Below are 23918 nucleotides of genomic sequence, written 5' to 3'. Positions count from 1 at the left end.
ATCCGTTTCCGTTTAGCCAAGCCTGCTCAAAGCCGCAGACAGGCGCTCCGCTTCGGCAGCCTTTTCCGCATGGTCGGCCCGCGCCTTCTCCACTGCCTCGGGCTTGGCCCGCTCGACGAAGCTGGGGTTGTTCAGCCGCCCGGCCAGCCCATCCCGCTCCTTCTCCGCCGCCGCGATCGCCTTGGTCAGGCGCACGCGCTCGGCTTCGAGATCGACCACGCCCGCGATCGGCAGCACGAAGGTCGCTTCGTCCACCACGATCTGGAGCGACCCGCCGGCTGGGGCTTCGCCTTCGGCCTGATCGACGCGCGCAAGCCGCGCCAGCGCCGCCGTTTGACGCACCAGCCGCGCCGAAGTCTCCGCCGAAGCATCGCGCACATGGATGGGCAGCCGCGCCCCTGGCGGCACGTTGAGCTCGGTCCGCGCCGCGCGGATCTCGCTTACCAGCCGGATCAGCCAGTCGATCTCCTTCGCCGCCTCCGGATCGAGCGCGCGCGCATCGGCCATCGGCCACTTCGCGACGATCAGCTCGCGCTCTCGCGTTCCCATCTTCGACCAAAGCTCTTCGGTGATGAAGGGCATGAACGGGTGGAGCATCACCAATATCTGGTCGAGCACCCAGCCTGCCACCGCGCGCGTCTCGTCAGCGCCTTCCGCGCCTTCGCCCTGCAGCACCGGCTTGATCAGCTCCAGATACCAGTCGCAGAAGCGGCTCCAGGTGAACTGGTAGATCGTGTTCGCCGCCTCGTCGAAGCGCAGGTCGGCCAGCGCGAGATCGAGCGCCTGCACGGTCGCCACCGTCTCCGCGATGATCCAGCGATTGACCGCCAGCTCCGCCGCGGGCGGCTCGATCGTGCTGCTCGCGCCGATCCCGTTCGACTGGGCAAAGCGCGCCGCATTCCACAGCTTCGTCGCGAAGTTGCGGTATCCCTCGATACGCCGCTCATCCATCTTGATGTCGCGGCCCTGGCTTTCCATCGCCGCCATGAAGAAGCGCAGCGCATCCGCGCCATATTGGTCGATCAGACCCAGCGGATCGACCACATTGCCCTTCGATTTGGACATCTTCGCCCCGTCCGGCGCGCGGACAAGACCGTGGAGATACAAAGTCTTGAACGGCACTTCCTTCAGGAAATGCAAACCCTGCATCATCATCCGCGCATCCCAGAAGAACAGGATGTCGAAACCGGAGATCAGGACGTCATTGGGATAACGGTTCCGCCATTCGCCCTCGTCAGGCCAACCCATCGTCGCGAACGGCCAGAGCGCGGAGGAGAACCAGGTATCGAGGACGTCATTGTCCTGCCAGAGGAGGACCTTCTTCTGGTCTATGTTGCTGGCATAGGCGGCAGCTTCGTCACGACTCGTGACCACAATCTCACGATCACCATAATACTCGCGAGCAAGAGCGATTAGTTCGGCTTCGTCATTCGCCACGAAGTGCTTGGTGTCGAAAGAAGGGATCAACGCGCCGTTGTTGGTGTGGGGCCCAAACCAAGCCGGAATCCGGTGCCCCCACCAAAGCTGCCGCGAGACGCACCATGGCTGGATGTTCTCCATCCAGTTGAAATAGGTCTTCTCCCAGCTCTTCGGCACGATCTTGGTCGCGCCGGAGCGCACCGCCTCGATCGCCGGCTTGGCCAGCGTCGCCGCATCGACATACCATTGATCGGTCAGCCACGGCTCGATCACCACGCCCGAACGATCGCCAAAGGGTGTCGCTATCACGCGCGGCTCGGCGTCATGCTCCGCGCCATCCTTGTCGACATGCGGGATCAGATAGCCCTCGGCCTTGAGCCGCTCGACCACCGCCTTGCGCGCCGCAAAGCGTTCCATGCCAAGCAACTCTTCGGGGATCATCCCGTCGGCGGTTTGCGTCACATGCGCCTTGGCATCGAGCATGTTGAGCATCTCGGCCGGCTTGAAGCCCGCGCGCTTGCCCACTTCGAAATCGTTGAAATCATGCCCCGGCGTGATCTTCACCGCGCCCGAACCCAACTCGGGATCGGCATGTTCGTCGGTGACGATCGGGATCAGGCGGCCCGTGATCGGCAGCTTCACCTGCTTGCCGACCAGCGCCGTGTATCGCGCATCGTCCGGATGAACCGCCACCGCCATATCGGCCAGCATCGTCTCGGGCCGCGTCGTCGCCACCTCGATATGCCCGCTGCCGTCCGCCAGCGGATAGCGCAGCCGCCAGAAGCTGCCCTTCACATCACTCGTCTCGACCTCAAGATCGCTGATCGCGGTGCCCAGGCCCGGATCCCAGTTCACCAGGCGCTTGTCGCGATAGAGCAGCCCCTGCTTGTACAGATCCACGAACACCTTGAGCACGGCTTTCGAAAAGCCTTCGTCCATGGTGAAGCGTTCGTTCGCCCAATCCATCGAGCAGCCGAGCCGCTTGAGCTGGCCCATGATCGCACCGCCGCTCTCGGCCTTCCAGTCCCAGACCTTCGCGACGAACTCGTCGCGCGTGAAATCGGTGCGCTTCTGTTGCTGTGCGTTAAGCTGGCGCTCGACCACCATCTGCGTCGCGATGCCGGCATGGTCCATGCCCACCACCCAGCGTGCATCCTTGCCCTTCAGCCGGGCATGGCGGACCAGAATGTCCTGCAGCGTGTTATCGAGCGCATGGCCGATATGCAGGCTGCCCGTCACGTTGGGCGGCGGATTTACGAGGGTCCAGGGATCGGCACCCGGCCGCTCGGGCGCGAACAGGCCCTTGTCTTCCCAATGGCCATACCAGCGGGATTCGATTTCGGCGGGGTCGAAGGTTTTCGGAAGCTCGGACATGCGGCGGCTTTAGCGAGGTGTGCACGACATGCACAAGCCACCCACCGCCATCCCAGCGAAAGCTGGTATCTCAGCCCGTGGGGACCCGCTTCCGCTGGGGCGCCGAAGCGTTTCGCTCCCCCACCCGTCATCCCAGCGAAAGCTGGGATCTCAAGCCACAAGGACGCACGTGCGGCGCGAGGCCCCAGCTTCCGCTGGGGCGACGAAGCACTTCGCCCTCCCCACCCGTCATCCCAGCGAAAGCTGGGATCTCAAGCCACGAGGACCCGCTTGCGGCGCGAGGCCCCAGCTTCCGCTGGGGCGACGAAGCATTTCGCCTCCCCCATCCGTCATCCCAGCGAAAGCTGGGATCTCAAGCCACGAGGACGCACTTGCGGCGCGAGGCCCCAGCTTCCGCCGGGGCGACGAAGCATTTCGCTCCCCTCACCCCGCCGTCATCCCAGCGAAAGCTGGGATCTCATGCCGCGAGGACGCCCGCGCGACGCTCACTTCGCCGTCCACTTCCCCATCCAGCCCAGCACCTCGCCATACCATTGCATCGAGTTCTTGGGCTTGAGCACCCAGTGGTTCTCGTCCGGGAACACCACCAGCTTCGACGGGATCTCGCGCCGCTGGAGCGCGGTGAAGCTCGCCAGCCCCTGGGTATAGGGGATGCGGAAGTCCTTTTCGCCGGTGATCACCAGCATCGGGGTCTTCCACTTGTCGACATGGTTCACCGGGTTCCATTTCTCATAGGCGGCGGGATCTTCGTAATAGGTCTTGCCGCCATGCTCCCATTCGTCGAACCACAGTTCCTCGGTCTCGTAAGCCATGGCGCGCGCATCGAACACGCCGTCATGCTGGACGAGGCAATTGAACTTGTCCGGCCACTGGCCCGCGATCCAGTTCATCATATAGCCGCCATAGGAAGCGCCGAGCGCGCAGGCATTGTTGCCGTCGAGCCAGGTGAACTTCTGCTCGGCCGCGGCCAACCCCTTCTGGAGGTCCTCCAGCGGCCAGCCCCCCCAATTGTTGCGGATGTCGTCGGTGAATTTCTGGCCGTATCCGGTCGAGCCGTGGAAATCGACCGTCACCACCGCATAGCCCGCGCCCGCGAACACCGCAGGGTTCCACCGGTACGACCAGCTATTGTTCATCGATCCCTGCGGCCCGCCATGGACGATGAACGCCACCGGAGCCTTCTCGCCGTCCTTCAGGCTCGCCGGCTTGGCGACATAGCCCCAGACCTGATCGTTGTTCGCGCCGGTGAAGCTGAAGCGCTCCACCTTGGGGAAGTCCACGCCCGCCAGCTTTGCCGCGTTGACCGAGGTCAGCCGCTCCTGCGTCTTGCCGCTCAGCCGATAGAAATCGTCGGGCGCGGTCAGGCTGTTCATGCTGAAAACAACGCCGTTCCGCGTAGGCACCACCGCCGATACCACGCCCTGCTGGGTCAGCCGCGTTACCTTGCCGCTCTTCGGATCGACCATGAAGATCGGCTCTTCCTGCGTGTCCTGCGCGGTCACATAAATCGTCTTGCCGTCCGGTGCCCAGTTGATGCTCGCCACCGACCGGTCCCAATCCCTGGTCAGCGCGCGCGTCGTGCCCGTCGTCAGGTCGCGCAGCATCAGCACCTGCCGGTCGGCCTCATAGCCCGCGCGCTCCATCGAGAAATAAGCGAGCCATTTGCCATCGGGCGAAACGGTGGGGAGATTGTCCATGCCCTTATTGGCCGCAGTCAGGTTCACCGGTGCGGCCGATCCGTCGGCGGGTACGGAAAAGATATCCAGATTGGTCGAGATGGCCTCGATCCGCCCCGCCTCGCGCAGGGTGAAATAGACGGTCTTGCTGTCCGGGCTCCACGCCAGTTCCTCGCCGCCGCCAAAGGGCTTGGACGGGGTGTCGCCGATCAGTTGCGGCGCGAGCGCGATCGACTGGGTCGGGTTGGAAACCGGCAGCACGAAAAGCTGCGAGCGCTCGCCATTCGACCATGTGTCCCAGTGGCGCACGAAGAGCTGGTCATAGATTCGCGCCGATCCGGCGTTTTCGGCCTTCTTGACCTGCGCGGGCACGATCGTAGGCGCGCCGGGCCTGCGATCGGCCCAGACCAGCAGCTTCTTCCCATCGGGCGAAAGCTTGAACCCGCTGAACCCGCCCGCGGGGGTCGCGACCACCGCCTGCTCGCCGCCGGTGACCGCGATCGCGCGCACGCTGTCATCACCGCCCTTGTCCGATTGGAAATAGATGCGGCCATCCGCACCGAATTGCGGGCCGGTTTCGTTAACGTCCGCCTCGGCCACCAATTTCTCGGGCACCGCGCCCTTTTTCGTCAGGTCGAGCTTCCAAAGGTCGAAGCGCCCGCGATTGGCGGTCAGGTCGGTCTCGCGCTGCTGCCACACCAGCCATTTGCCGTCGGGCGACACGGTCGGCGCGCCGACGCGCGATAGCTGCGCCACGTCTGCGATGGTGAGGTCACGGGCCGTGGCGGGAACGGCGGCGAAGGCGAGCGCAACGCCCGCAAGGAGGAGATGCTTCATGACCCGCAGCTAAAGCAGATGGTTGCAGGAGTTACAATCCACCAGCGGCCACCAACCGTCACCCCAGCGAAAGCTGGGGTCTCAAGCCGCTGGGGCGTTCTTGCTTCACGAGATCCCAGCTTTCGCTGGGATGCCGGACTGTGATCAGTCCCGCCCGGTAATCCGCGAAATTTCCTTCGCGACCATCGATTCGACAACGCGCGGCAGATTCGCGTCCAGCCATTCGCTCAGCATCGGCTTGAGCATCTCGCGAACCATGCCCTCCAGCGTATCCGATCCCGGAACGTCGGGCTTCACGACCATCCGCGACAGCGCCTCGAGCGGCACGCGCGTCGCTTCGGCGGTGCGGTCCGAAAGGATCGGCTCCGCAGCCCGCACGGGCTCCGGCGGCGTCGGCGAACCCATTGGCATCGGCTTTTCCTGCGGTATTACAGGGAGTTCTTCGGCAACCGGATCGCTGAGTTCGAGCACTTCGTCCACGTCGGCGCGCGGCGCGGGTGCGCCGGTGCCGCGCCCTCTGCGGGTACGCGTAGCCACCGCCGCATCGCCCTCTTCGGCGATGATGCGTTTGATGGACGAGAGGATCTCCTCCATCGACGGCTCGGTGCTGATATCCCCCATCCGGTGCCTACTCCCAAATAGCCCCGGAGCGCTCAATCAGGGATTTGTACCGGTCGTGTCAACCGGGCGCTGCAACAGCGGGTCCAGCGGAGCGGTCACGGCCGGGCTCTGGGTCGGGGTTCCGCGCGTGCTGGTGCCCACCGCCTGGGGGTCCTTGTCATCGCTCCAGTCCCAGCTCTTGCCGCGCACGCGCTTGTAATTCGCGACCGGATCGTAGAGCGGCCCGCCTTCCAGCCCCAGATCCTCCGCCTCGGCGCGGCCCATCACTGCAAGCAGGGTGAAGCCCGCGACATAGGCGTCGCGCTCGGCGGTCACATAATTGACCTGCGCGTTGAGCAACTCCTGCTCGGCATTGAGGATGTCGAGGATCGTGCGCGTGCCCACGCTGTTCTCGGCGCGAACGCCTTCCAGCGAAAGCCGGTTGGCCTCGACCGCGACGCGCGACGATTCGATGACGCGCAGCGCCGATTTATAGGTGGCGAAGGCCGAGCGGGCCTGCGCGATCACGCCGCGTTCGGCGAAGGTCACGCCTTCGATCGCGGCCGCGCGCCGGGCCTGCGCCTGGCGAACCTGCGCAGCCGGACGGCCGCCCTGGAACAGCGGCAGCGTCAGGTTCGCGCCGAGCGTGGTCGAAAAGCCGTCAGCCGGCGTCCGCGAGCCCGCGGGTAGCGCCGCCTGATTCGGCACCGAACCCAGATAATTATAATAGTCGCCGCCCACGCCCAGGCTTACCTTGGGCAGGCGCCCGGCCTTGGCGACGTCGATGTCGAACTTGGTCGCGTCGCGGTTCTTCTGCGCGGCTTCCAGGTTCGGATTGTTGGCCAGCGCCGTATCCTCGGCCACGGTCACGTCGTCGGGCAGGTTGGGCAGCGCCGGCGGCTGCGCGAGCACGCCGGGGGGCATGCCGATCACGCGGATATAATTCTCGCGGCTGCCGATCAGCCGCGCCTCGGCCTGGCGGAGCTGGCTCTCGGCCAGCGCCAGCCGCGCTTCGGACTGCGCCACGTCGGTGCGGGTCAGGTCGCCCACTTCGAAGCGGTCGCGCGTCGCCTGCAGGTTCACCGTCAGCGCGCGCACGTTGAGCTGGTTCAGGCGCACGATCGATTCGTCGCGCAGCACGTCCACATAGGCGGTCACCGCCTGCGTGAAGATCTCGGCTTCGGCGCCGCGCAGATTGGCGCGCCCCGCCTCGACCCGGGTTTCCGCCGCGCGCACCGAATTGCGCACCGATCCGCCGCTATAGAGCGGCACCGACACATCCAGACCCAGCGTGCCGCGGCGCGACGGCGCCAGCGGGTTCGAATCGGTGTCATAGATGCCGTTGCTGAATCCTGCGGACGAACTGACGCCGGGCAGCCCCTGCGAACGCGCGATCGGCACATTCTCGTCATTGGCGCGCAGCGTGGCGCGCTCGCCCTGCAGATCCGGATTGGTGTTGTACGTGGCGACCAGCGCGTCGCGCAGCGTCGTCGTCGGCTGCGGGGCCGGCGCTGACGTCGTCACCGTTACGGTCTTCTCGGTGCCTGCGCGCGTCGTCACGGTCTGCGCGGCAGCGGGCGCGGCGATCGCGGTCAGGCTCGCGCCTATAAGCAGAGTGGAAAATCGCATCTTCTTTGTCTTCTTAAATCAGAATTGAAAGGTCCGTAGGCGTACGAAACCGGGAAGAATGGCGCACTCGATGTCCAGAAAATCCACCATGCCAAAGCCGCCCGGCGTGCGATGGCCAATGGCAAGCCGGGTCACGCCCCGATCGACCATGCCGGAGACTGCGCGGCCGCCGGGCTTGATCTGCGAAACCAGTTCTTCGGGAAGCTGTTCCACCGCGCCGTCGATTACGATCAGGTCATAGGGAGCCTTCGCCGCCCAACCCTGGTTCAGCGGGCCGCTGACCAACTCGACATTGGCGAAACCCGCCAGCGCTCCGCGCGCCACGGCGATGAGCGAATCATCCTCCTCCAGCGCGACCACGGAAGCCGCCAGCCCCGAAAGCAGCGCCGCAGCATAGCCGCCCGCCGCGCCGATCAGGAGAACATGGTCTTCAGCGCGCACCTGCGCCTCGGTCAGCAGCCGCGCGGTCGCCAGCGGGCTGTTGTGCTTGCGGCCATTGCCCAACGGAAGCAGCGTATCGCGATAGGCGATCGCGCGGTGCTCGGGCGGCAGGAACGCTTCACGCGGCGTACGCGCCATCACCTCAACGACGCGCGCGTCGCTGACTGCGTTCGTCCGCAGCTGGCTTGCCACCATGGCATGGCGCATCGCCTCGCGATCAGCTTCGACGGGCGCGGATTCAACCGAGGGGGTCATCATAACTCCGCTGTTGTCGCACAGCCGTGTTAGCCATGCAATACACTTGTTGGTTTCGGCGCTTGTATCGCCTCCGAACCATCTCGCCAAGCAAAGTAAGCCGCAATTTTTGCAGTGCAATGTTGACAGCGGGCAAGTGCCCTGCGCATTCCCCGCCGCCTGCCCGGATGGCCCGATGGCGGAGTGGTGACGCAGAGGACTGCAAATCCTTGCACCCGGGTTCGATTCCCGGTCGGGCCTCCATCCATGCCGGACACGAAAAAGCGCCCGCGGAGCAATCCGCGGGCGCTTTTCGATTCGGCCCCAGCGCCTTAGCGGCGATAGCCGCGGCGGCTGTTGTTGCAATTGCCGCGATCGATCTCCCGGCCCAGCAGCGCACCTGCGCCCGCGCCGACGATCGTGCCGGTGCCGCTGCGCTGGTCGTAATAGCCGCTGCCACGGCCGATCTCGCCGCCGAGCAGCGCGCCCAGCACGCCGCCGACGATCGCGCCGGTGGTGCCGCTGCCGCAACGCTGCGGGGCCCGGCGATGGTTGCGATAGCCGCGATCGTCATAGCGGCGGTCATAATTGTCGTAGCGGCGATAATCGCGCTGATAGCCGCGGCTGTCATATTGCGAATAGCCATAGCGGTCCTGCGCGGCGGCGGGAGTAGCCGAAAACCCCGCGAGGGCGACGCTGGCGGTCAGTGCGGCTGCGAAAAGCTTCTTCATCGTCATTCTCCTCCGGGGCCTACCGTTGGGCGTGCCCGTTGGACCGCTTCTAGGGTTGCGGAGGTGCAACGATCCTGAACGATGCTGTTAGCCAACGTTCACCTAACGCCCGTCCGCTGTTGCATCCGCGCCACTCGCCGCCCGGAAACCACGCTTGGCCGATCCCGTTACGACCCGTCTGCGGAACAAACCACGATTCCCGCCCGTTGATTCCACGATTGGTAAGGGAGACGGCCCATGTACGATTTCGGAATCCGCCAAGCCCATTCCGGCTATCGAGTCGCCTATCGTCCGAACGAAACCAACCATTGTCCCGGCTGCGGAAATTCGCAGTGGATGCTCGGGCGCATGACCGCCGAATGCGCATTCTGCGCCACCGCCCTGCCCCTGATCGCCGGTGGCGTCTCCGGGATCAGCGCGCTGCGCAACCGCCCCTGCAGCGTGCCCCTCGCCGCATGACCGACCTGTCCGTAACTTCGCCCGTCGAGCGCGTCGCCCGCGTGATCGCAGCCGAAGCCCTGAGCGCCAACGCTCAGGGTGAGGATAGCAGCGCCAGCGGCATGGTCGATGCCGTATGGAGCGAAGAGATCGACCGCGCCCGCGCCGTCCTCCGCACCCTCCGCGAGCCAACCCCCGCGATGGTGCATGCCGGCCAGGGCGCAGGCAGCAGCCCCGCCGAAATCTGGAGCGCCATGATCCAGGTCGCTTTGAAAGAATAGCCCCGGAGCGCGCGGGACTCACTCCGCCGCCCAAACAACGCGGAGCGCCAACTCCTCCAATTCGTCACCCCGGCCTTGTGCCGGGGTCCACCGCGCCACACAGGAAAAGCTGTCGCGTTGATCGGAAGCCACGCCCGCAGCCCGTCATCCCCGCGAAAGCGGTGCTAAGAACCGCAAGACTTCCACGCGAAACCCGGTGGATCCCGGCACAAGGCCGGGATGACGATCGGGGGTGTGCGAAACCCATTCCTCCCCCAACTGGGGAGGGGGACCGCGCCCGAAGGGCGTGGTGGAGGGGGCGCCCCAAGCACACCGCCCGCCCCCGCTCCCAAAGCATCGCATTTGCACCGCCGCGCACAGCCGCTATTGCGCGCGCATGACCGCGCTGACGCTCTACAATTCGCTTTCCCGCAGCCTCGAGGCTTTCGCGCCGCTCGATCCCGCCAGAGGCGTCCGCGTCTATTCGTGCGGGCCGACGGTCTATAACTACGCCCATCTCGGCAATCTGCGCGCCTATGTCTTCACCGACACGCTGAGCCGCGTCCTCACCTGGAAGGCCAAAGAAAACGGCTGGGGCGCCCTCACCCATGTCATCAACATCACCGATGTCGGCCATCTCACCAGCGACGCCGATGCCGGCGACGACAAGATGGAGGCCGCTGCCAAGGCGCAGGCCAAGAGCATCTGGGATATCGCCGCGCATTATACCGCCGCGTTCAAGCAGAACATCGCCGATCTCAACATCCGCCAGCCCACGCGCTGGTCGGTCGCGACCGATCATATCGAGGAGATGATCGACTTCGCGAAGAAGATCGCGCCCGAACATTGCTACGAGCTCGATAGCGGCCTCTATTTCGATACCAGCACGGTCGCCGATTATGGCCGCCTCGCCGGCGCGCAGGACGATGTTCGCGAGGGCCGCATCGATCCCGTCGCCGGCAAGCGCCATCCGCAGGATTTCGCGATCTGGCGCAAATCGCCCCCCGGTGAGCAGCGCCAGATGGAATGGGATTCGCCCTGGGGCATGGGTGCACCGGGCTGGCATCTCGAATGCTCGGTGATGAGCATCAAATATCTCGGCGCGCCGTTCGACATCCACACCGGCGGCATCGATCACCGCGAGATCCACCATCCCAACGAAATCGCGCAGAACCAGGCATTCTGCGGCTGCTCGGACAGCGGCGCGCATTTCTGGATGCACAACAACTTCCTGGTCGATCGCGGCGGCAAGATGTCGAAGTCCAAGGGCGGTTTCACCACGCTCCAGTCGCTGATCGACGCGGGTGTGCACCCGCTCGCCTATCGCCTGCTGTGCATCCAGGCGCATTATCGCAGCGAACTCGAATTCTCAGCCGAGAACCTCGCCGCCGCGCTCACCCGCCTCAAGCGCCTCGTCATGACCGTCGCCAACCTCAAGGCGCGCGCGAACGGCGAAGGCAGCGCCCCGCAGACCTGGCTCGATCGCCTCGACGAAGCCGTGTCCGACGATCTCAACACGCCCAAGGCGCTGCCGATCCTCGACGAACTGCTCGCCGACAAGCGCACTTCGGTCGAGGACCGCCTGGCCGCGCTCGCCCGCTTCGACGAGGTGCTGGGGCTCAACCTGCTGACGATCGGCCGTGGCGATCTGCGCGTGCGCCCCGCAAATGCGAGCATCACCGCCGAGGAAATCGAAGCCCGCCTGACCGAGCGCAAGGAAGCCCGCGCCAACAAGGATTTCGCCCGCTCCGACGCCATCCGCGACGAACTCGCGCTGGCCGGTGTCGAGGTAATGGACGGCGATCCGCTGGGCTGGGACTGGAAACCCGCGCTCTAGCCCCAGCGCGCACCCCAACCCCACACCGTCACCCCGGCCCCCGTGCCGGGGTCCACCAGGCACCTTGCGCGCCGCTCGATCCGCCTGCGCCACGCTTGCCGAGCGGTGGATCGCGGAACAGGTCCGGGATGACGAAGGAGGAGATACAACGCCTCCCTCTACCCGTCACCCCGGCCCCCGTGCCGGGGTCCACCAGGCACCCCGCGCGCCGCTCGAGCCGCCTGCTCCACGTTTGCCGAGAGGTGGATCCCGGAACAGGTCCGGGATGACGTGGAATGAGGAAACCGCACCCCGTTCCCGCCACCAGTCTCATTCCTCCGCCGCGGAACGCGCCGGATAAAATCCAGACACTCGTGCATTACATACTCCGATCACCATTCGGAGAGCATGCCCATGAAGACCCTGCCCCTCGTCTCGCTCACAGTGATGCTCGCGCTCGGCGCGTGCAACGGCACTCCCCAAACCACCGACAATGCCTCGGTGAACGTCGCCGATGCCGTCGCGCTCGACAATTTCTCCGACGACGATGACGATGAAGTCGCCGTGGTCGAGGACGTCGCCGGTGCCCCTGCGGTCGTGGTTCCCGCTGTTCCCAAGCCTGCCGCCAGCGCGCCCGCCGCCGAAAAGGCACCGCTCACCGACGCAGCGAAGATCGAGGAGGAAATCCGCGGCGGTCGTAACATCAAGCGCATCCGCCACGGCGATGGCTGGGCATGGATGCGCGACGGCAGGATCCTGCGCACCGCAGATGATGATGGCGATAACGTCGCCTATTTCCGTGGCGGCGAGACCCGGCCCTTCTTCGTCCAGCGCGAAGGCCGCTCCTTCGCCTATCAGGGCGACAAGCCGGTCCGCGAATTTGATCGTGACGGCCGTGGCAGGACGCCGGATGCCGATCGCACCCGCGAAGCCAACGAAGCGGCGCGCGAGGCACGCGAGCAACGCGAACGGGCGGAGCGCGCCCGCGAAAGCGCGACACGCCCCGATCGGGACCGCAACACCCCCGGCCGCGATCGCCCTGGCCGCGACCGTCCGGAGGCAACGCCCACGCCAACCCCCAGCCCCAGCGCCACGGCCACCCCGCGCGGCCCTACCCGTGACCGCGATCGCGTACGTACCGACCGCCCGGCCGAATGGCAGGGCAAGGATCGCCCGCGCCCCGAGCCGCAATAACGGCTCGGTCCGCGCCTCAGCCGTTGGTCGCTTTCCAGTTCTTGAGCTGTTCGTTTAGCTCGATGCGCCAGCGGTTGGCGGCCTTTTCCAGGACCATCGCAGCACTCGTCTCCAGGCCGTACTGTCTATCGGCTGCAAGGGCGCGTCGCCATTGCCCACCACCTGCTGAAAACGCTGCCAGTCCTGATCCTTGATGCAGCCCGTTCCCGGCTTGATCGAGCAACGATACGCGCTGAAGAACTTCACATGGCCAACTGCGGCGTAGAAATCGCTGCCCTCGTCATAGGTCCATGGCGTTTTGGACCGGTAATTTTTGAGGCAGGCTACAAAGCGGTCATGCTCCGCGCGCCGCTTTTCGACCAGCGGCATGGAATTCGCCTGCAGCACCATCGGCTTCAGATCGAACCGTCCACAGCTCCAAGCAGCACCACCCCATATAAACGCACGCTACTCCATCCCGAAGCAGATCGAATCCAGGGGAGCTTAGAGTACACCTTCAAGCCTGCGCAATGTCATCCGCCGCGATTGATCCGCCGCCGGTCGGCTCCTAACCTCGCGCCATGAAAGCAGTCCTTCCCGCCCTCGCCCGTCCGCTCGTCGAACCGCAGCTTCCCGCCGGTCTCGATGTCCATTGGTTCACCAGCGCCGAAGAGGCGGAAGCGATGGCCGCGGAGGCCGATATCGGCTGGCTCGATCACAATGCGCCCGCGCAATGGGCGCGCAACGTCGCGGCGGCCCGCAAGCTCAAATGGCTCTCGACCATCTATGCCGGGCTCGACGCGCTCGACACCGATGCGCTCAGGGCGCGCGGCACCCGCGTCACCAACGGCTCGGGCGTCAACGCGCATACGGTGGCGGAATATGCCGTGATGGGCGCGCTCGTCGCCGCCAAGCGCTACGATCAGGTGCTCCGCGCCGCCGACGCCCGTGAATGGCCGATGGACGCGCCCGGCAAGCTCGAATTGTTCGAAACCAGCGCGCTGATCATCGGATATGGCACGATCGGCAGGCTGATCGGCGAGCGGCTGGCGGGCTTCGGCGTCGCCGTCACCGGCGTCACCCGCTCGGGCGCGGAAGGCACGATCGGCCCGGATGCGTGGCGGGCGCGGTTGGGCGAGTTCGACTGGGTGTTCCTCGCCGCCCCCGCCACCGATCAGAGCAAGGCGATGATCGGCGAGGCCGAGCTTCAGGCGATGAAGCCCTCCGCCTGGATCATCAATGTCGGCCGCGGCGAGCTGATCGATCAGGATGCGCTGATGCTCGCCTGTGCCAGGCGCCGCATCGCCGGGGCCTTTCTCGACACCGTCACGCCCGAGCCGCTGCCGCCCGAGCACCCCTTGTGGACCACGCCCAACATCATCCACTCCATGCATCTGTCCGGCCGCAGCCAGACCCGCATGTTCCTGCGCGGCGCGGCCTTGTTCGTCGAGAACCTGCACGCCTTCCTGGAGGGCCGCCCGCTCAAGAATGAGGTCGATCTCGCCGCAGGATATTAGGGGAAATTATGCGCCTGCTTGCCGCCGCTGCACTGTGTCTGATCGCCGGGCCCGCGATTGCCCAGCGCGTCGACACCCGCATTATCGACGTGCGCCAGCACGCGAATGGCCGGGAGAGTTGCCGGTTCAACGCCGTTCCCGATCTTCACATGACCACCGCGCATCTTGGCGGCAACGGCGCCTTCGCCGAATGGGCGCACAAGGCGACGGACGGCAATGCCTGGCTCCATGCCCGCTTCCAGCCCGATCTTCCGCTCGGCACGATCCAGAAGCTCGAGGTGATGCTTACCCCGCGCATCGCCGCTGCGCTCAGCGCCTCTCTGTTGCTCGACGGCGAAAGCAGCCCCGTCGCGCTCAGCCTCACCAGGGTTCACCCCCAGTCAGACCGCTGGACGCTCGTGCCGGCTGACGGCACGGCGCTGGCCCGCGCCATGCGCCACACGAAGACGCTGACGCTCCATCTCGCGGGGCCGCAGGGCAAGAAGCTGGGTTCCTGGCAGTTCCGCATCGGCAATCTTCAGGACATCGCCGAATATCCCGGCCTAGTTGCGTGGCGTTGCAAGCTCGCGCCGCAGCAGCTCCCCGCTGCCCGTCACCTCAAACGTTTCGGCGTCGATATAGCGCACCGGCTCGCCATCTAGCAGCGAGAGCCAGCGCGAACCCGGCTGCCGGCGCACGCCCGCCTCGCTTTCGGTCGTGAAGATATAGCGATACTCCACCACCGTCAGCGGCGTGCCGTCGTCACCGGTGCAGCGGTAACGGCCAATCTCCTCCATGCTCACCCGTCAGCCCTCGGCCGCCTTGACGCTGACGATGCGCAGCAGCCGCTGGTGCCCGTCGCGATCGGGCCACAATATCGCGCTGCCTTCGGACATGCCGATCAGCCCGATGCCCACCGGGCTCAGGATCGAGAGCCGCCCAGCATCGATATCGGCGTGCTGCGGATAGACGAGCTGCACCGTGCGCGGCTTGGCCGTCGCCTCGTCGAAGAATTCGACATGGCTGTTCATCGTCACCACGCCCTTCGGCAGCTTGCCCGCCGGAACGACCTCGGCCCGGTCCAGCTCGGCGAGCAGCATCTCTGCGCGCTCGGGCCGTTTCGACTGGATCGCCAGCGCCAGCGCATAGAGCGCGTCGCATTCGCTATCGACAAGATGGATCGCAGGACGCTGTTCGTCCCGCACGACTTTGGTGCTTTCCACGGTTTTGCTTTCTCTGAGTACACGATGTGCAGGAGAGACCCCGGAACTCCGCGGCCTTGCCGTCAGGAGCCCGGGCTAGTCGCGTGCGGCGAGCTGGCCGGAATGTGCGCGAAAACGCAGGAAGGACGCGGTGGTGGACACGCCGCCAAGATGGCCGCCCCGCCCCGCACTGTCAATCGCTAACCCAAATCGGGATAATCCCGCAAAAACCACTTGCAAATCTTTACCCCATAAGAGTAATCCCCGCCCCATGACGACACTAGCAGGCATCAAGATCCGCCGTTTCCGCGAAGAGCGCGCCCTTTCCCGCGCGGCCTTTGGCGCGTGGTACGACACCCCCGGCTCCACCGTTCAGGGCTGGGAGGAAGACGGCAAGCGCGCCAATGCGCAGGTGGTCAACCAGATCGCCGCAAACGGCATCGCGCACCATGCCGACTGGTATGTTTCCGCCCCCTCTTCCGCCACCAGCTCGGCCAAATGGACGCCGGACAGCTGGGCCCTGCCCGCGTTCGAGGCGCGCCAGCTCCCCACCTATCCCGATGCCGCGGCCCTGGGTGCCGCCACCACCCAGCTCACCTCCTATCCCCCGCTCGTCTTCGCCGGAGAGGCACGCGAGCTCACCGCCGAGCTGGGCAAGGTCGCGCGCGGCGAAGCCTTCCTGCTGCAGGGCGGCGACTGCGCGGAGAGTTTCGCCGAGTTCCACCCCAACAATATCCGCGACACCTTCCGCGTACTCCTCCAGATGGCCGTGGTGCTCACCTTCGCGTCGAAGCTGCCCACCGTGAAGGTCGGCCGCATGGCGGGCCAGTTCGCCAAGCCGCGCTCGGCCGATACCGAGACGATCGACGGGGTCACCCTGCCCTCCTATCGCGGCGACAATGTCAACGACATCGCCTTCACCCCCGAAGCGCGCATCCCCGATCCGCAGCGCATGCTTCAGGGCTACAGCCAGTCCGCCGCCACCCTGAACCTCCTCCGCGCCTTTGCCGGCGGCGGCTATGCGAACCTGCACCAGGTCCACAAATGGACCCTCGATTTCATGGGCCGCAGCCCCTGGGCGGACAAGTTCGCAGACGTTGCCAGCCGCATCGGCGAAGCGCTTGATTTCATGCAGGCTTGCGGCATCGACGCGGATAGCGTGCCCCAGCTCAAGGCCACGCAATTCTACACCAGCCATGAAGCGCTGCTGCTGCCCTATGAGCAGGCGATGACCCGGCAGGACAGCTTGACCGGCGATTGGTACGATACCAGCGCGCACATGCTCTGGATCGGCGATCGCACGCGTTTCGAAGGATCGGCGCATGTCGAGTTCCTGCGCGGCATCGGCAATCCTATCGGCCTGAAATGCGGCCCCACGCTTGAGCCCGACGAGCTGCTCCGCCTGCTCGACACGCTAAACCCCGCGCGCACCGCGGGCCGCATCACGCTCATCACCCGCTATGGCCATGAAAAGATCGAAGCCGGCCTCCCGAAGCTCGTCCGCGCCGTAAAGCGCGAAGGGCATCCGGTAGTGTGGAGCTGCGATCCGATGCACGGCAACGTCGTAAAGGCCGCCAACGGCTACAAGACCCGCCCCTTCGACCGCATCCTGGCCGAAGTCCGCGGCTTCTTCGCCGTCCACCGCGCCGAGGGCACCTATGCCGGCGGCATCCACGCCGAAATGACCGGCCAGAACGTCACCGAATGCACCGGCGGCGCGATCGACATCGGCGAACACGACCTGGCCGACCGCTACCACACCCACTGCGACCCGCGCCTGAACGCGGGGCAATCGCTGGAGCTGGCGTTTTTGTTGGCGGAAATGGTGAATGAGGAGATGAAGGCCAGGCGGCCTGAAGCAGCGTAGCTGGTTCAGGACTCGCCGCCAGCCCGGCCGGCGGGGCGGCGGCGACCGCCGCCGAACCCGTCCGACGTCAGCGCGGGCTTTGCCCGTGCCCTTTTATGCGTCACGGCTATGCTGATCGCCGACCATTGCTCAGCATGGACAAATTCAATACTCAATAAGAATGACGAATCATTCCCTCAACGCTTATCAAAGAGCGGCGACGAGGACGGACGTATCTCGTGGTCACGACTCAGCCTCTTTCCTGCTTCTGGGCCTTTTCGGCGAGTCGGGTAGCGTTCTAGCTGAAGTAAAGAAACGTGAGCGAGATCGCACAAGGCCGGAACTTTACAAAGCTAGAGTTTCCGAGGAAGTTGGCGATGTTTTATGGTACATCTCTGCCGTCGCAAACCGCAACGATATTACGTTGAGCGACATTGCAGCACTTGTACTTGCAAAACGGAAAGGCCCCGCCTCATTCTCCTCCCAGAACATTACCTTTTCTGATCTTCAACCCGAGATAAAATCGGGCTCTGACAATCCAACTTTGTATCTGGAATGGCGCCTTATAGATTTTGCGGAGGCATCCGGTGCCTTAGTCGCTGCGCATCGAAAATTCCTGAAAAGCAAACGCAAAAATCAATCGCTGCTGTTGAGCGCCTTTGAGCGCTTACTATCTGAGTTAATCAATGTTTGCAATCGCGCCGGTGTTTCCCTTGAACAGGCAGCTGGTGAAAATTTGCTGAAAATTGATGGGCGCTGGCCTTCCAAGAGATCGCTTCCACCACTATTTGACAATGACTTCCCAAATTACGAAAGACTTCCGCAATCTATATTGGTTAATATTATCGAAGAAAAATTATCTAATGATAATTACTTTGTATACCAAAGTTGCAACGGCATCCATATCGGCGACCGACTAACTGATAATATAGGAGATCCTGACCATTATAGATTTCACGACGTATTTCACTATGCCTATGCGGCCGTACTGGGATGGTCACCCGTAACTCGGGCACTTTTCAAAACAAAACGTAAAAGCAATAAGTTAGTCGACGAATCGCAAGACGGCGCACGCGCAATTCTGATTGAAGAAGGTATTTCAGCTATCGTTTTTAACGAAGCCAAGAAAAGTGATTTTTTCTCCGGTGTAGAACGCGGAAAATTAAGTTTCGACCTTCTTAAAACTATCCGGACTTTCGTGGAGGGATACGAGGTACACTCTACCCCTTATTGGGTATGGGAAGAAGCTATTCTTCAGGGGTATACAGCATTTCGCTACCTGAAAGAGCATAGAAAAGGAACGATAGCGGTGAACGGTAGAGAAATTACTGTTGGGCCCCTCAAGCAATGACACCGGCGGATTTCGTGGATAAGCTTTCTAGCGTGCGCCTGCCTAATGTTTTCAATCCTTATCGTGACATTTGCAATGTGCATGATCGGGCGGAAGGACCATCCATTAGGGCGGAAAACCTTCGTCAGTTAATCGAGGCGAGTCTTAAGACTGGCGTGGAGACAATGTGGGTAGGACGTGATCTGGGCTATCTGGGGGGGCGTCGAACTGGGATTGCCCTCACTGACGAATTGAGACTCGCAACCTACTCGTCGTATTTTGGCGAACTGAATCTTCGCAAAGCTACTAAGGGTGTCGCGATTGGCGAGCGTACCGCAACGGTGACCTGGGAGATGCTGCAGAGAATTAGGCAGCCGGTTTTTTTATGGAATGCCTTTCCACTTCATCCTCACGATGCCGGAAATCCTTTTACGAACAGATGCCACACGCGCGCGGAGCGACAAGCCTGCAAGCCGCTCCTTATTGAATTGATTGGATTGCTTAAGCCCAAGACTGTTGTCGCTATTGGCAATGATGCGGAAGCCGCGATGCTTGATATGGGCATAAACACCGTACGGGTCAGACATCCGAGCTACGGAGGAAAAGCGGATTTTATATCCGGCCTGAACCGGATTTACGGGTTAAAGCCTCAACCCCGAGCGCAACACGAATTGTCTTTATAGATTGATACTCGACATTCTCGTTTTGTACCGTAGATTTGGCGCCTCGAGGAGTGCGCCATGTCAGATGAAAAGAGAGCGTGTTTAGTTTACATAGCAGCCACCGCTACTTCGGTGGATTCTGTACGCAGTAGGCTTGAGGGCGAAGGTTATGCCATTTGCGTGATCGAAGCTCAACCTGACGATGCGGTTGCGGCTCAGTCTGGAGAGCGCGATCTGCCGCCAGAGTTGCTACAGTGTATTGAGAACTCGGATATCTGTGTCTTCCTTATACCCGAGGAGCCGGGCGCGTCGGGTGACCTGTGCGCAGGAATTGGTGTCGCCAATTCCGAAGGCAAGCGAACTATTGCCGTTCTTTGCGGTGACCCGAAGCAGATTCCAGAAGGGGTTGATGACCTGGCAGATGCTGTTGTTAAAATCGATAGCGATCGTCTCATTCCTGCTGTTGAGGGCGAAGATGTTTGGGAGTCGCCTTCCGCGAAGCCGGACGAACCACGAAAAACCAACCGCGTGAAGTGTCAGTAGGTGAGGCTGCACTCCTATAAAATGGCCCGCGATTTTGGGTTTGCACCGAACCCTTTTCACGGCGTTTGCACGTTGGCGACATGTAAACCCCAAATTCGCGCGTCGGCAAAAGTTGGCGATATCGTTCTGGGGTGCGGAAGTGCATCCAACAAGCTAGCTGGTCGCATGATATTTGCGATGAAAGTTGAGGGTAAGATCTCTTTTCAAGAGTATTGGGATCACCCCCTATTTCAGAAGAAAAAACCGTCAATGTATGGAAGTAGGGCCAGGTCCTATGGGGACAATATCTATCGTCGGGAAAACAGTTGTTGGCTGCAGGCTGATTCGCATCATAGTTTTGAGAATGGCGTGTTAAATCTTGACAACCTTGAGCGAGATACTGGTTCAGATAACGTCATTTGGGGGACAGATTTTATTTACTGGGGGTCGGAGGCTCCAACGATACCTGCTCGCTTCAGAAACTTTGACGGGGATGACATTTATCCAAATGGACGCGGGCATCGTTCCAGATTTGCAGATCCTCTCGTTGTAGCCTTTGACGACTGGTTCTCCGGCCAGAATGCCAGAGGCCGAATTGGTCGTCCGGCTGCGTGGGATTAACTAAGATCCGAAGTTTGGGACCTTGTTCATTCTTTCCTACACACCCCACCTTATGCCATGTTCCCCCTCCGTTCCACCACACGGAGCCACACAAACATGGCCAAAGACCTCCTCCTCCGCTTCACCCCCCACATCCCCCGCCGGAAATACGCCACCGGCTGGACCGCAGACCGTCAAGTCGCCTTCATCGCCGCGCTCGCGCGCACCGGGGTGGTCAGCCATGCGGCGCGGTCGGTCGGCATGTCGCCGCGCTCAGCCCATCCGCGCGCCACGGCCTCACAACGCCCCCACGGTCACTACAAACATTGGAAAAATTCGCGCCGCGCGCGGGCCTTGTCGGGCACCGCGAAGTCCGTTCTTGGTGTCACTTTAGTGTCACCTTCCGCGCCGGTTGGCGTGGCCTCGCCGCGCCGCTAAAGCGCGGCGATGCTCCGCGTCACCGAACTCAGCCTCCCGCTCCACCATCCTGACGAGGCGATCCCCGCCGCGCTTTGCAAGCGGCTGCGGATCACCCCGCGTGAGCTGATCAAGCATGTCGTGGCGCGGCGTGCGGCGGATGCGCGGGACAAGGCGAATATCCGGCTGGTCTATTCGATCGACGTCAATGTGAAGAATGAGGATGCCGTCCTCGGCCGCTTCCGGGGCGATCGCAACGTTCAGCGCACGCCGAATACGCATTACAGGATCGTGCCGCGCACCCTTCCGGCGGGGGCAAAGCGGCCGGTAGTGATCGGGGCGGGCCCGTGCGGGCTGCTCGCCGGGCTGATCCTGGCGCAGATGGGGTTGCGGCCGATCATCCTGGATCGCGGCAAGCAGGTGCGGGAACGGACGCAGGATACCTGGGGGCTTTGGCGCCGCAGCGTGCTGAACCCCGAGAGCAACGTCCAGTTTGGAGAGGGCGGCGCGGGCACCTTTTCGGACGGCAAGCTCTATAGCCGGATCAAGGACCCCCGGCATCTGGATCGCAAGGTGCTGACCGAGTTTGTGAAGGCCGGCGCCCCGCCCGAGATCCTGATCGAGGCGCATCCGCATATCGGCACCTTCCGGCTGGTGACCATGGTGATGAGTCTCCGCGAGCAGATCGAGGGGCTGGGCGGCGAGTATAGGTTTCAGCACCGGGTGACCGGGGTGGACATACAGGGCGGAGCGATCCGCGGGCTGCACATCCATGACGGCTCCTATATCGAGGCCGATCATGTCGTGCTGGCGGTCGGCCACAGCGCCCGCGACACCTTCGCGATGCTCCGCGATGCGGGGGTGTTCGTGGAGCCCAAGCCGTTTTCGATCGGCGTGCGGATCGAGCATCCGCAGTCGTGGATCGACAAGGCGCGCTTTGGTGCCGATGCGGGCAATCCGATCCTGGGCGCGGCCGAGTATCACATCTCGCACCACTGCTCGAACGGGCGGACGGTCTACAGCTTCTGCATGTGCCCCGGCGGCACGGTAGTCGCGGCAACATCGGAGGAAGGCCGCGTCGCCACCAACGGCATGAGCCAGTACTCGCGCAACGAGCGCAACGCCAATTCGGGCTTCGTCGTCGCCATCGATCCCGAGCGCGACTATCCCGGCGATCCGCTCGCGGGCCTCGCTTTCCAGCGCCACTGGGAATCGCTCGCCTTCGTCGCAGGCGGCTCGAACTACCGCGCGCCCGCCCAACGCGTCGGCGATTTCCTTGCCGGTCGCCCGTCGGAGTCGCTCGGCTCCGTCATCCCCTCCTACCGCCCCGGCGTCACACCCACCGATCTCGCGGCCTGCCTCCCCGATTTCGCGGTGGCGGCGATGCGCGAGGCGATCCCGGTCTTCGGCAAGCAGATCCCCGGTTACGATCATCCCGATGTGGTGATGACCGGCGTCGAGACCCGCACCTCCTCCCCCGTCCGCTTCACCCGCGGCGCGGACTTCCAGAGCTTGACCGTCAAGGGCCTCTACCCTGCTGGCGAAGGTGCGGGCTATGCGGGCGGCATCCTCTCTGCGGCGGTCGATGGCATCAAGGTGGCGGAGGCCGTCGCGGCGAGCATCGGATGCTGATCCTCCTCAACAAGCCCTATGATGTCCTCTGCCAGTTCACCGACGAACTGAACCGCCCGAACCTGTCGCACTTCGTCGACGTGCCCGGCGTCTATCCCGCCGGGCGGCTCGATCGAGACAGCGAGGGGCTGCTGCTCCTCACCGACAATGGCCGCCTCCAGGCGCGCATCGCCGATCCGAAGTACAAGCTGCCCAAGACCTACCTAGTTCAGGTCGAAGGGGAGCCCGACGAGGGCGCACTCGCCCAACTCCGCCGCGGCGTCCAGCTCAAGGACGGCCTCACCCTCCCCGCTTTTGCCGAGCGCATCGACGATCCCGCGCTCTGGCCCCGCAACCCGCCGATCCGCGTCCGCAAGTCCATCCCCGACAGCTGGGTACGCCTCACCATCCGCGAAGGCCGCAACCGCCAGGTGCGGCGGATGACCGCTGCGGTGGGCTATCCCACGCTCCGCCTGATCCGCTGGCAGATCGGGGAGTGGTCGCTGGCTGACCTTCAGCCCGGGCAGTGGCGCGAGGCCATTCAGGGATAAAGGTCCACTACCTCCATCCCCTCGCCCTCCGCCTCCAGCAACAGGGTGCGGTGGCAGTGTTCGGGGTTGCGCTCATAGCAGAGCAGAGCGCTCGGCTTCTCCGCCGCCAGGGCTCGCATCTGCGCCGCTTCCGCCTGCGCCTCGGGCAAGCCAAGCTGCGTCTCGTACACCGCCTCCAGCGTCGCGACATCGCCCTTCTTGGCGGCATCGCGCCCGAGCTTGGGCGTGCCGAGGTTCTTGAGGTGGACATATTCCACCCCGGCCTCCTTCAGGGTCGCGGCGAGGATGTTCTTGGAGAAGCCCGGGCGGCGCGACAGGGGCAGCGCGCGCACGTCGATCAGCCGCTCCACCCCTGCGCCCTTCAGCGCCGCGATGAACTCCGCCATCGTCGTGGCTTCATACCCGATCGTGTACACCTTCACGCGCCATCTCCGTCACCACGCCCCAGGCGATCAACGCCTGACCCGCGAAATAGGTCGGCCAGATCAGCAGACCCGGGATCGGGGAGTCCGCCATCGGCCCGATCACGGCGAAGATCAGCAGGTCAGAGACCACGAAGAGCAGCGCCCCCAGCCCCACCGTCGCGATCTGGAAGCGGCTGACCAGCGCCGCCCCGGCCATCGCGCCAAGCCCAAAGCCGTAAAGCGCCACGCCGGAACCGCCGGCGAGCAGATAGGAGGCCAGCGACACGGCCGCGGCACCAAGCACGGGGACGAACCAATGCGCCCTGCGGCTGCGCCAGAAGAAGCCGAGCGCGAGCACATGCCCGATGAGAAACGCCACCGCGCCGACCTCAAGCCCGACCGCATCGAGCAGCATGTCGCCGAGCGCGCCGAATGCCAGCACTAGCCCGATCCAAGGGCGGCCCCGTGCAAAGGCCCAGAGCGCGAGCAGGCTCACGCCGGAGCCCTTCCAGATCGTGGCGAGCGGGCTGTCGAGCTGGAGCCAATGCTCGGCGTAATAGCTGGCGCCACAGATCAGCGCGGCGACGAACAACCAGTCGATGGGGCGAAGCTTCATCCCGCTGAACATAACGGCCCCGTTCCCTTTGTC

At 63.9% G+C, this 23918-nt stretch carries 25 protein-coding genes and 1 tRNA gene; 15 read left to right on the top strand and 11 right to left on the bottom strand.

What is annotated here, in order from left to right; genetic code table 11:
• Positions 1 to 12: 12 nt before the first annotated feature.
• From SSO01S_RS03120 to SSO01S_RS03100, 5 genes are all read right to left on the bottom strand, one after another.
• Positions 13 to 2793: a valine--tRNA ligase gene (locus SSO01S_RS03120; protein WP_066794973.1), complete on the bottom strand. Its 2781-nt coding sequence runs from the start codon at positions 2791 to 2793 to the stop codon at positions 13 to 15.
• A gap of 485 nt (positions 2794 to 3278) precedes the next feature.
• Positions 3279 to 5306: a S9 family peptidase gene (locus tag SSO01S_RS03115; protein WP_066794970.1), complete on the bottom strand. Its 2028-nt coding sequence runs from the start codon at positions 5304 to 5306 to the stop codon at positions 3279 to 3281.
• Between the two features lie 144 nt (positions 5307 to 5450).
• A complete protein-coding gene (locus SSO01S_RS03110) occupies positions 5451 to 5927 on the bottom strand; it encodes a DUF2497 domain-containing protein (RefSeq protein ID WP_066794966.1) in 477 nt (158 codons plus the stop codon).
• Positions 5928 to 5963: 36 nt separating this feature from the next.
• Positions 5964 to 7535 carry a TolC family outer membrane protein gene (locus SSO01S_RS03105; RefSeq protein ID WP_066794964.1) on the bottom strand — a complete coding sequence of 524 codons (1572 nt, stop codon included), beginning with the start codon at positions 7533 to 7535 and terminating at the stop codon, positions 5964 to 5966.
• 18 nt (positions 7536 to 7553) lie between these two features.
• On the bottom strand, positions 7554 to 8234 hold the full coding sequence (locus tag SSO01S_RS03100) for a protein-L-isoaspartate O-methyltransferase family protein (RefSeq protein WP_157073605.1): 681 nt from the start codon (positions 8232 to 8234) through the stop codon (positions 7554 to 7556).
• A gap of 166 nt (positions 8235 to 8400) precedes the next feature.
• On the opposite strand from SSO01S_RS03100, the gene SSO01S_RS03095 reads away from it, so the two are divergent.
• Positions 8401 to 8474 (top strand) — tRNA-Cys (locus SSO01S_RS03095).
• A 68-nt stretch (positions 8475 to 8542) separates the two neighbouring features.
• Here SSO01S_RS03095 and SSO01S_RS03090 read toward each other — a convergent pair.
• On the bottom strand, positions 8543 to 8941 hold the full coding sequence (locus SSO01S_RS03090; RefSeq protein WP_066794961.1) for a glycine zipper 2TM domain-containing protein: 399 nt from the start codon (positions 8939 to 8941) through the stop codon (positions 8543 to 8545).
• Between the two features lie 237 nt (positions 8942 to 9178).
• Here SSO01S_RS03090 and SSO01S_RS03085 point away from each other — a divergent pair, with 237 nt between their 5' ends.
• From SSO01S_RS03085 to SSO01S_RS03070, 4 genes are all read left to right on the top strand, one after another.
• Positions 9179 to 9400, top strand: a complete 222-nt coding sequence (locus SSO01S_RS03085; protein ID WP_066794959.1) for a hypothetical protein — start codon at positions 9179 to 9181, stop codon at positions 9398 to 9400.
• Positions 9397 to 9660 (top strand): hypothetical protein, encoded by a 264-nt coding sequence (locus SSO01S_RS03080; protein ID WP_066794956.1) that lies wholly within the window; start codon positions 9397 to 9399, stop codon positions 9658 to 9660. Before SSO01S_RS03085 ends, SSO01S_RS03080 begins: the two co-directional genes overlap by 4 nt.
• 376 nt (positions 9661 to 10036) lie before the next feature.
• Complete coding sequence (gene cysS, locus SSO01S_RS03075) at positions 10037 to 11476, top strand: cysteine--tRNA ligase (protein WP_066794953.1); 1440 nt, start codon at positions 10037 to 10039, stop codon at positions 11474 to 11476.
• A gap of 393 nt (positions 11477 to 11869) precedes the next feature.
• On the top strand, positions 11870 to 12649 hold the full coding sequence (locus SSO01S_RS03070; protein WP_066794946.1) for a hypothetical protein: 780 nt from the start codon (positions 11870 to 11872) through the stop codon (positions 12647 to 12649).
• Positions 12650 to 12703: 54 nt separating this feature from the next.
• Here SSO01S_RS03070 and SSO01S_RS03065 read toward each other — a convergent pair whose 3' ends face one another.
• Complete coding sequence (locus SSO01S_RS03065; RefSeq protein ID WP_157073604.1) at positions 12704 to 13018, bottom strand: hypothetical protein; 315 nt, start codon at positions 13016 to 13018, stop codon at positions 12704 to 12706.
• Between the two features lie 191 nt (positions 13019 to 13209).
• Here SSO01S_RS03065 and SSO01S_RS03060 point away from each other — a divergent pair, with 191 nt between their 5' ends.
• Entirely contained in the window at positions 13210 to 14145 is a 936-nt protein-coding gene (locus SSO01S_RS03060; protein ID WP_066794940.1) for an NAD(P)-dependent oxidoreductase, read from the top strand.
• An 8-nt stretch (positions 14146 to 14153) separates the two neighbouring features.
• Positions 14154 to 14786 (top strand): hypothetical protein, encoded by a 633-nt coding sequence (locus SSO01S_RS03055; protein ID WP_066794938.1) that lies wholly within the window; start codon positions 14154 to 14156, stop codon positions 14784 to 14786.
• A 144-nt stretch (positions 14787 to 14930) separates the two neighbouring features.
• Here the strand turns inward: SSO01S_RS03055 and rnk are convergent, their stop codons facing one another.
• Positions 14931 to 15347: a nucleoside diphosphate kinase regulator gene (gene rnk / locus SSO01S_RS03050; protein WP_245646561.1), complete on the bottom strand. Its 417-nt coding sequence runs from the start codon at positions 15345 to 15347 to the stop codon at positions 14931 to 14933.
• Between the two features lie 250 nt (positions 15348 to 15597).
• On the opposite strand from rnk, the gene SSO01S_RS03045 reads away from it, so the two are divergent.
• Positions 15598 to 17193 carry a class II 3-deoxy-7-phosphoheptulonate synthase gene (locus SSO01S_RS03045; RefSeq protein ID WP_066794937.1) on the top strand — a complete coding sequence of 532 codons (1596 nt, stop codon included), beginning with the start codon at positions 15598 to 15600 and terminating at the stop codon, positions 17191 to 17193.
• A 5-nt stretch (positions 17194 to 17198) separates the two neighbouring features.
• Here the strand turns inward: SSO01S_RS03045 and SSO01S_RS17670 are convergent, their stop codons facing one another.
• Positions 17199 to 17348 carry a hypothetical protein gene (locus SSO01S_RS17670; protein WP_169798306.1) on the bottom strand — a complete coding sequence of 50 codons (150 nt, stop codon included), beginning with the start codon at positions 17346 to 17348 and terminating at the stop codon, positions 17199 to 17201.
• 5 nt (positions 17349 to 17353) lie between these two features.
• Between SSO01S_RS17670 and SSO01S_RS17125 the strand changes: the two genes are divergently transcribed.
• From SSO01S_RS17125 to SSO01S_RS03030, 7 genes are all read left to right on the top strand, one after another.
• Positions 17354 to 18523, top strand: coding sequence for a nucleoside triphosphate pyrophosphohydrolase family protein (locus SSO01S_RS17125; RefSeq protein WP_083942807.1), 1170 nt, complete (start codon positions 17354 to 17356; stop codon positions 18521 to 18523).
• A 14-nt stretch (positions 18524 to 18537) separates the two neighbouring features.
• Entirely contained in the window at positions 18538 to 19185 is a 648-nt protein-coding gene (locus tag SSO01S_RS17120; RefSeq protein WP_245646560.1) for a uracil-DNA glycosylase, read from the top strand.
• A 57-nt stretch (positions 19186 to 19242) separates the two neighbouring features.
• The gene (locus tag SSO01S_RS17455) at positions 19243 to 19707 is read left to right on the top strand and encodes a hypothetical protein (RefSeq protein ID WP_157073603.1); all 465 of its coding nucleotides are present in this window, start codon (positions 19243 to 19245) and stop codon (positions 19705 to 19707) included.
• Positions 19708 to 20307: an Nmad2 family putative nucleotide modification protein gene (locus tag SSO01S_RS17450; protein ID WP_281178666.1), complete on the top strand. Its 600-nt coding sequence runs from the start codon at positions 19708 to 19710 to the stop codon at positions 20305 to 20307.
• Between the two features lie 96 nt (positions 20308 to 20403).
• Positions 20404 to 20724: a hypothetical protein gene (locus tag SSO01S_RS17115; RefSeq protein WP_157073601.1), complete on the top strand. Its 321-nt coding sequence runs from the start codon at positions 20404 to 20406 to the stop codon at positions 20722 to 20724.
• Between the two features lie 9 nt (positions 20725 to 20733).
• Positions 20734 to 22335, top strand: a complete 1602-nt coding sequence (locus SSO01S_RS03035; protein ID WP_066794933.1) for an NAD(P)/FAD-dependent oxidoreductase — start codon at positions 20734 to 20736, stop codon at positions 22333 to 22335.
• Positions 22329 to 22865: a pseudouridine synthase gene (locus tag SSO01S_RS03030; protein ID WP_066794932.1), complete on the top strand. Its 537-nt coding sequence runs from the start codon at positions 22329 to 22331 to the stop codon at positions 22863 to 22865. Before SSO01S_RS03035 ends, SSO01S_RS03030 begins: the two co-directional genes overlap by 7 nt.
• Here SSO01S_RS03030 and SSO01S_RS03025 read toward each other — a convergent pair.
• Both SSO01S_RS03025 and SSO01S_RS03020 read right to left on the bottom strand, forming a co-directional pair.
• Complete coding sequence (locus tag SSO01S_RS03025; RefSeq protein WP_066794931.1) at positions 22856 to 23287, bottom strand: DUF488 domain-containing protein; 432 nt, start codon at positions 23285 to 23287, stop codon at positions 22856 to 22858. The two genes, SSO01S_RS03030 and SSO01S_RS03025, sit on opposite strands and share 10 nt — an antisense overlap.
• A complete protein-coding gene (locus tag SSO01S_RS03020) occupies positions 23262 to 23885 on the bottom strand; it encodes a lysoplasmalogenase family protein (RefSeq protein WP_083942819.1) in 624 nt (207 codons plus the stop codon). Before SSO01S_RS03020 ends, SSO01S_RS03025 begins: the two co-directional genes overlap by 26 nt.
• Between the last annotated feature and the right edge of the window lie 33 nt (positions 23886 to 23918).

The sequence above is a fragment of the Sphingomonas soli NBRC 100801 genome (genome assembly GCF_001591025.1).
Classification (GTDB): domain Bacteria; phylum Pseudomonadota; class Alphaproteobacteria; order Sphingomonadales; family Sphingomonadaceae; genus Sphingomonas; species Sphingomonas soli.
Note: the sequence above shows the minus strand (reverse complement) of the source record. Positions and strands in the feature narration are given on the sequence as shown.

Excerpts from the sequence above, each read along its gene's own strand:
- SSO01S_RS03100 (WP_157073605.1), bottom strand. The coding sequence starts at position 8,234 with ATGATGACCCCCTCGGTTGAATCCGCGCCCGTCGAAGCTGATCGCGAG.
- SSO01S_RS03065 (WP_157073604.1), bottom strand. The coding sequence starts at position 13,018 with ATGCCGCTGGTCGAAAAGCGGCGCGCGGAGCATGACCGCTTTGTAGCC.
- SSO01S_RS03105 (WP_066794964.1), bottom strand. The coding sequence starts at position 7,535 with ATGCGATTTTCCACTCTGCTTATAGGCGCGAGCCTGACCGCGATCGCC.
- SSO01S_RS03115 (WP_066794970.1), bottom strand. The coding sequence starts at position 5,306 with ATGAAGCATCTCCTCCTTGCGGGCGTTGCGCTCGCCTTCGCCGCCGTT.
- SSO01S_RS03060 (WP_066794940.1), top strand. The coding sequence starts at position 13,210 with ATGAAAGCAGTCCTTCCCGCCCTCGCCCGTCCGCTCGTCGAACCGCAG.
- SSO01S_RS03020 (WP_083942819.1), bottom strand. The coding sequence starts at position 23,885 with ATGAAGCTTCGCCCCATCGACTGGTTGTTCGTCGCCGCGCTGATCTGT.
- SSO01S_RS17125 (WP_083942807.1), top strand. The coding sequence starts at position 17,354 with ATGACGAATCATTCCCTCAACGCTTATCAAAGAGCGGCGACGAGGACG.
- SSO01S_RS03110 (WP_066794966.1), bottom strand. The coding sequence starts at position 5,927 with ATGGGGGATATCAGCACCGAGCCGTCGATGGAGGAGATCCTCTCGTCC.
- SSO01S_RS03090 (WP_066794961.1), bottom strand. The coding sequence starts at position 8,941 with ATGAAGAAGCTTTTCGCAGCCGCACTGACCGCCAGCGTCGCCCTCGCG.
- cysS (WP_066794953.1), top strand. The coding sequence starts at position 10,037 with ATGACCGCGCTGACGCTCTACAATTCGCTTTCCCGCAGCCTCGAGGCT.
- SSO01S_RS03120 (WP_066794973.1), bottom strand. The coding sequence starts at position 2,793 with ATGTCCGAGCTTCCGAAAACCTTCGACCCCGCCGAAATCGAATCCCGC.
- SSO01S_RS03080 (WP_066794956.1), top strand. The coding sequence starts at position 9,397 with ATGACCGACCTGTCCGTAACTTCGCCCGTCGAGCGCGTCGCCCGCGTG.
- SSO01S_RS03030 (WP_066794932.1), top strand. The coding sequence starts at position 22,329 with ATGCTGATCCTCCTCAACAAGCCCTATGATGTCCTCTGCCAGTTCACC.
- SSO01S_RS03085 (WP_066794959.1), top strand. The coding sequence starts at position 9,179 with ATGTACGATTTCGGAATCCGCCAAGCCCATTCCGGCTATCGAGTCGCC.
- SSO01S_RS03070 (WP_066794946.1), top strand. The coding sequence starts at position 11,870 with ATGAAGACCCTGCCCCTCGTCTCGCTCACAGTGATGCTCGCGCTCGGC.
- SSO01S_RS17115 (WP_157073601.1), top strand. The coding sequence starts at position 20,404 with ATGGCCAAAGACCTCCTCCTCCGCTTCACCCCCCACATCCCCCGCCGG.
- SSO01S_RS03035 (WP_066794933.1), top strand. The coding sequence starts at position 20,734 with ATGCTCCGCGTCACCGAACTCAGCCTCCCGCTCCACCATCCTGACGAG.
- SSO01S_RS17455 (WP_157073603.1), top strand. The coding sequence starts at position 19,243 with ATGTCAGATGAAAAGAGAGCGTGTTTAGTTTACATAGCAGCCACCGCT.
- SSO01S_RS03055 (WP_066794938.1), top strand. The coding sequence starts at position 14,154 with ATGCGCCTGCTTGCCGCCGCTGCACTGTGTCTGATCGCCGGGCCCGCG.
- SSO01S_RS03045 (WP_066794937.1), top strand. The coding sequence starts at position 15,598 with ATGACGACACTAGCAGGCATCAAGATCCGCCGTTTCCGCGAAGAGCGC.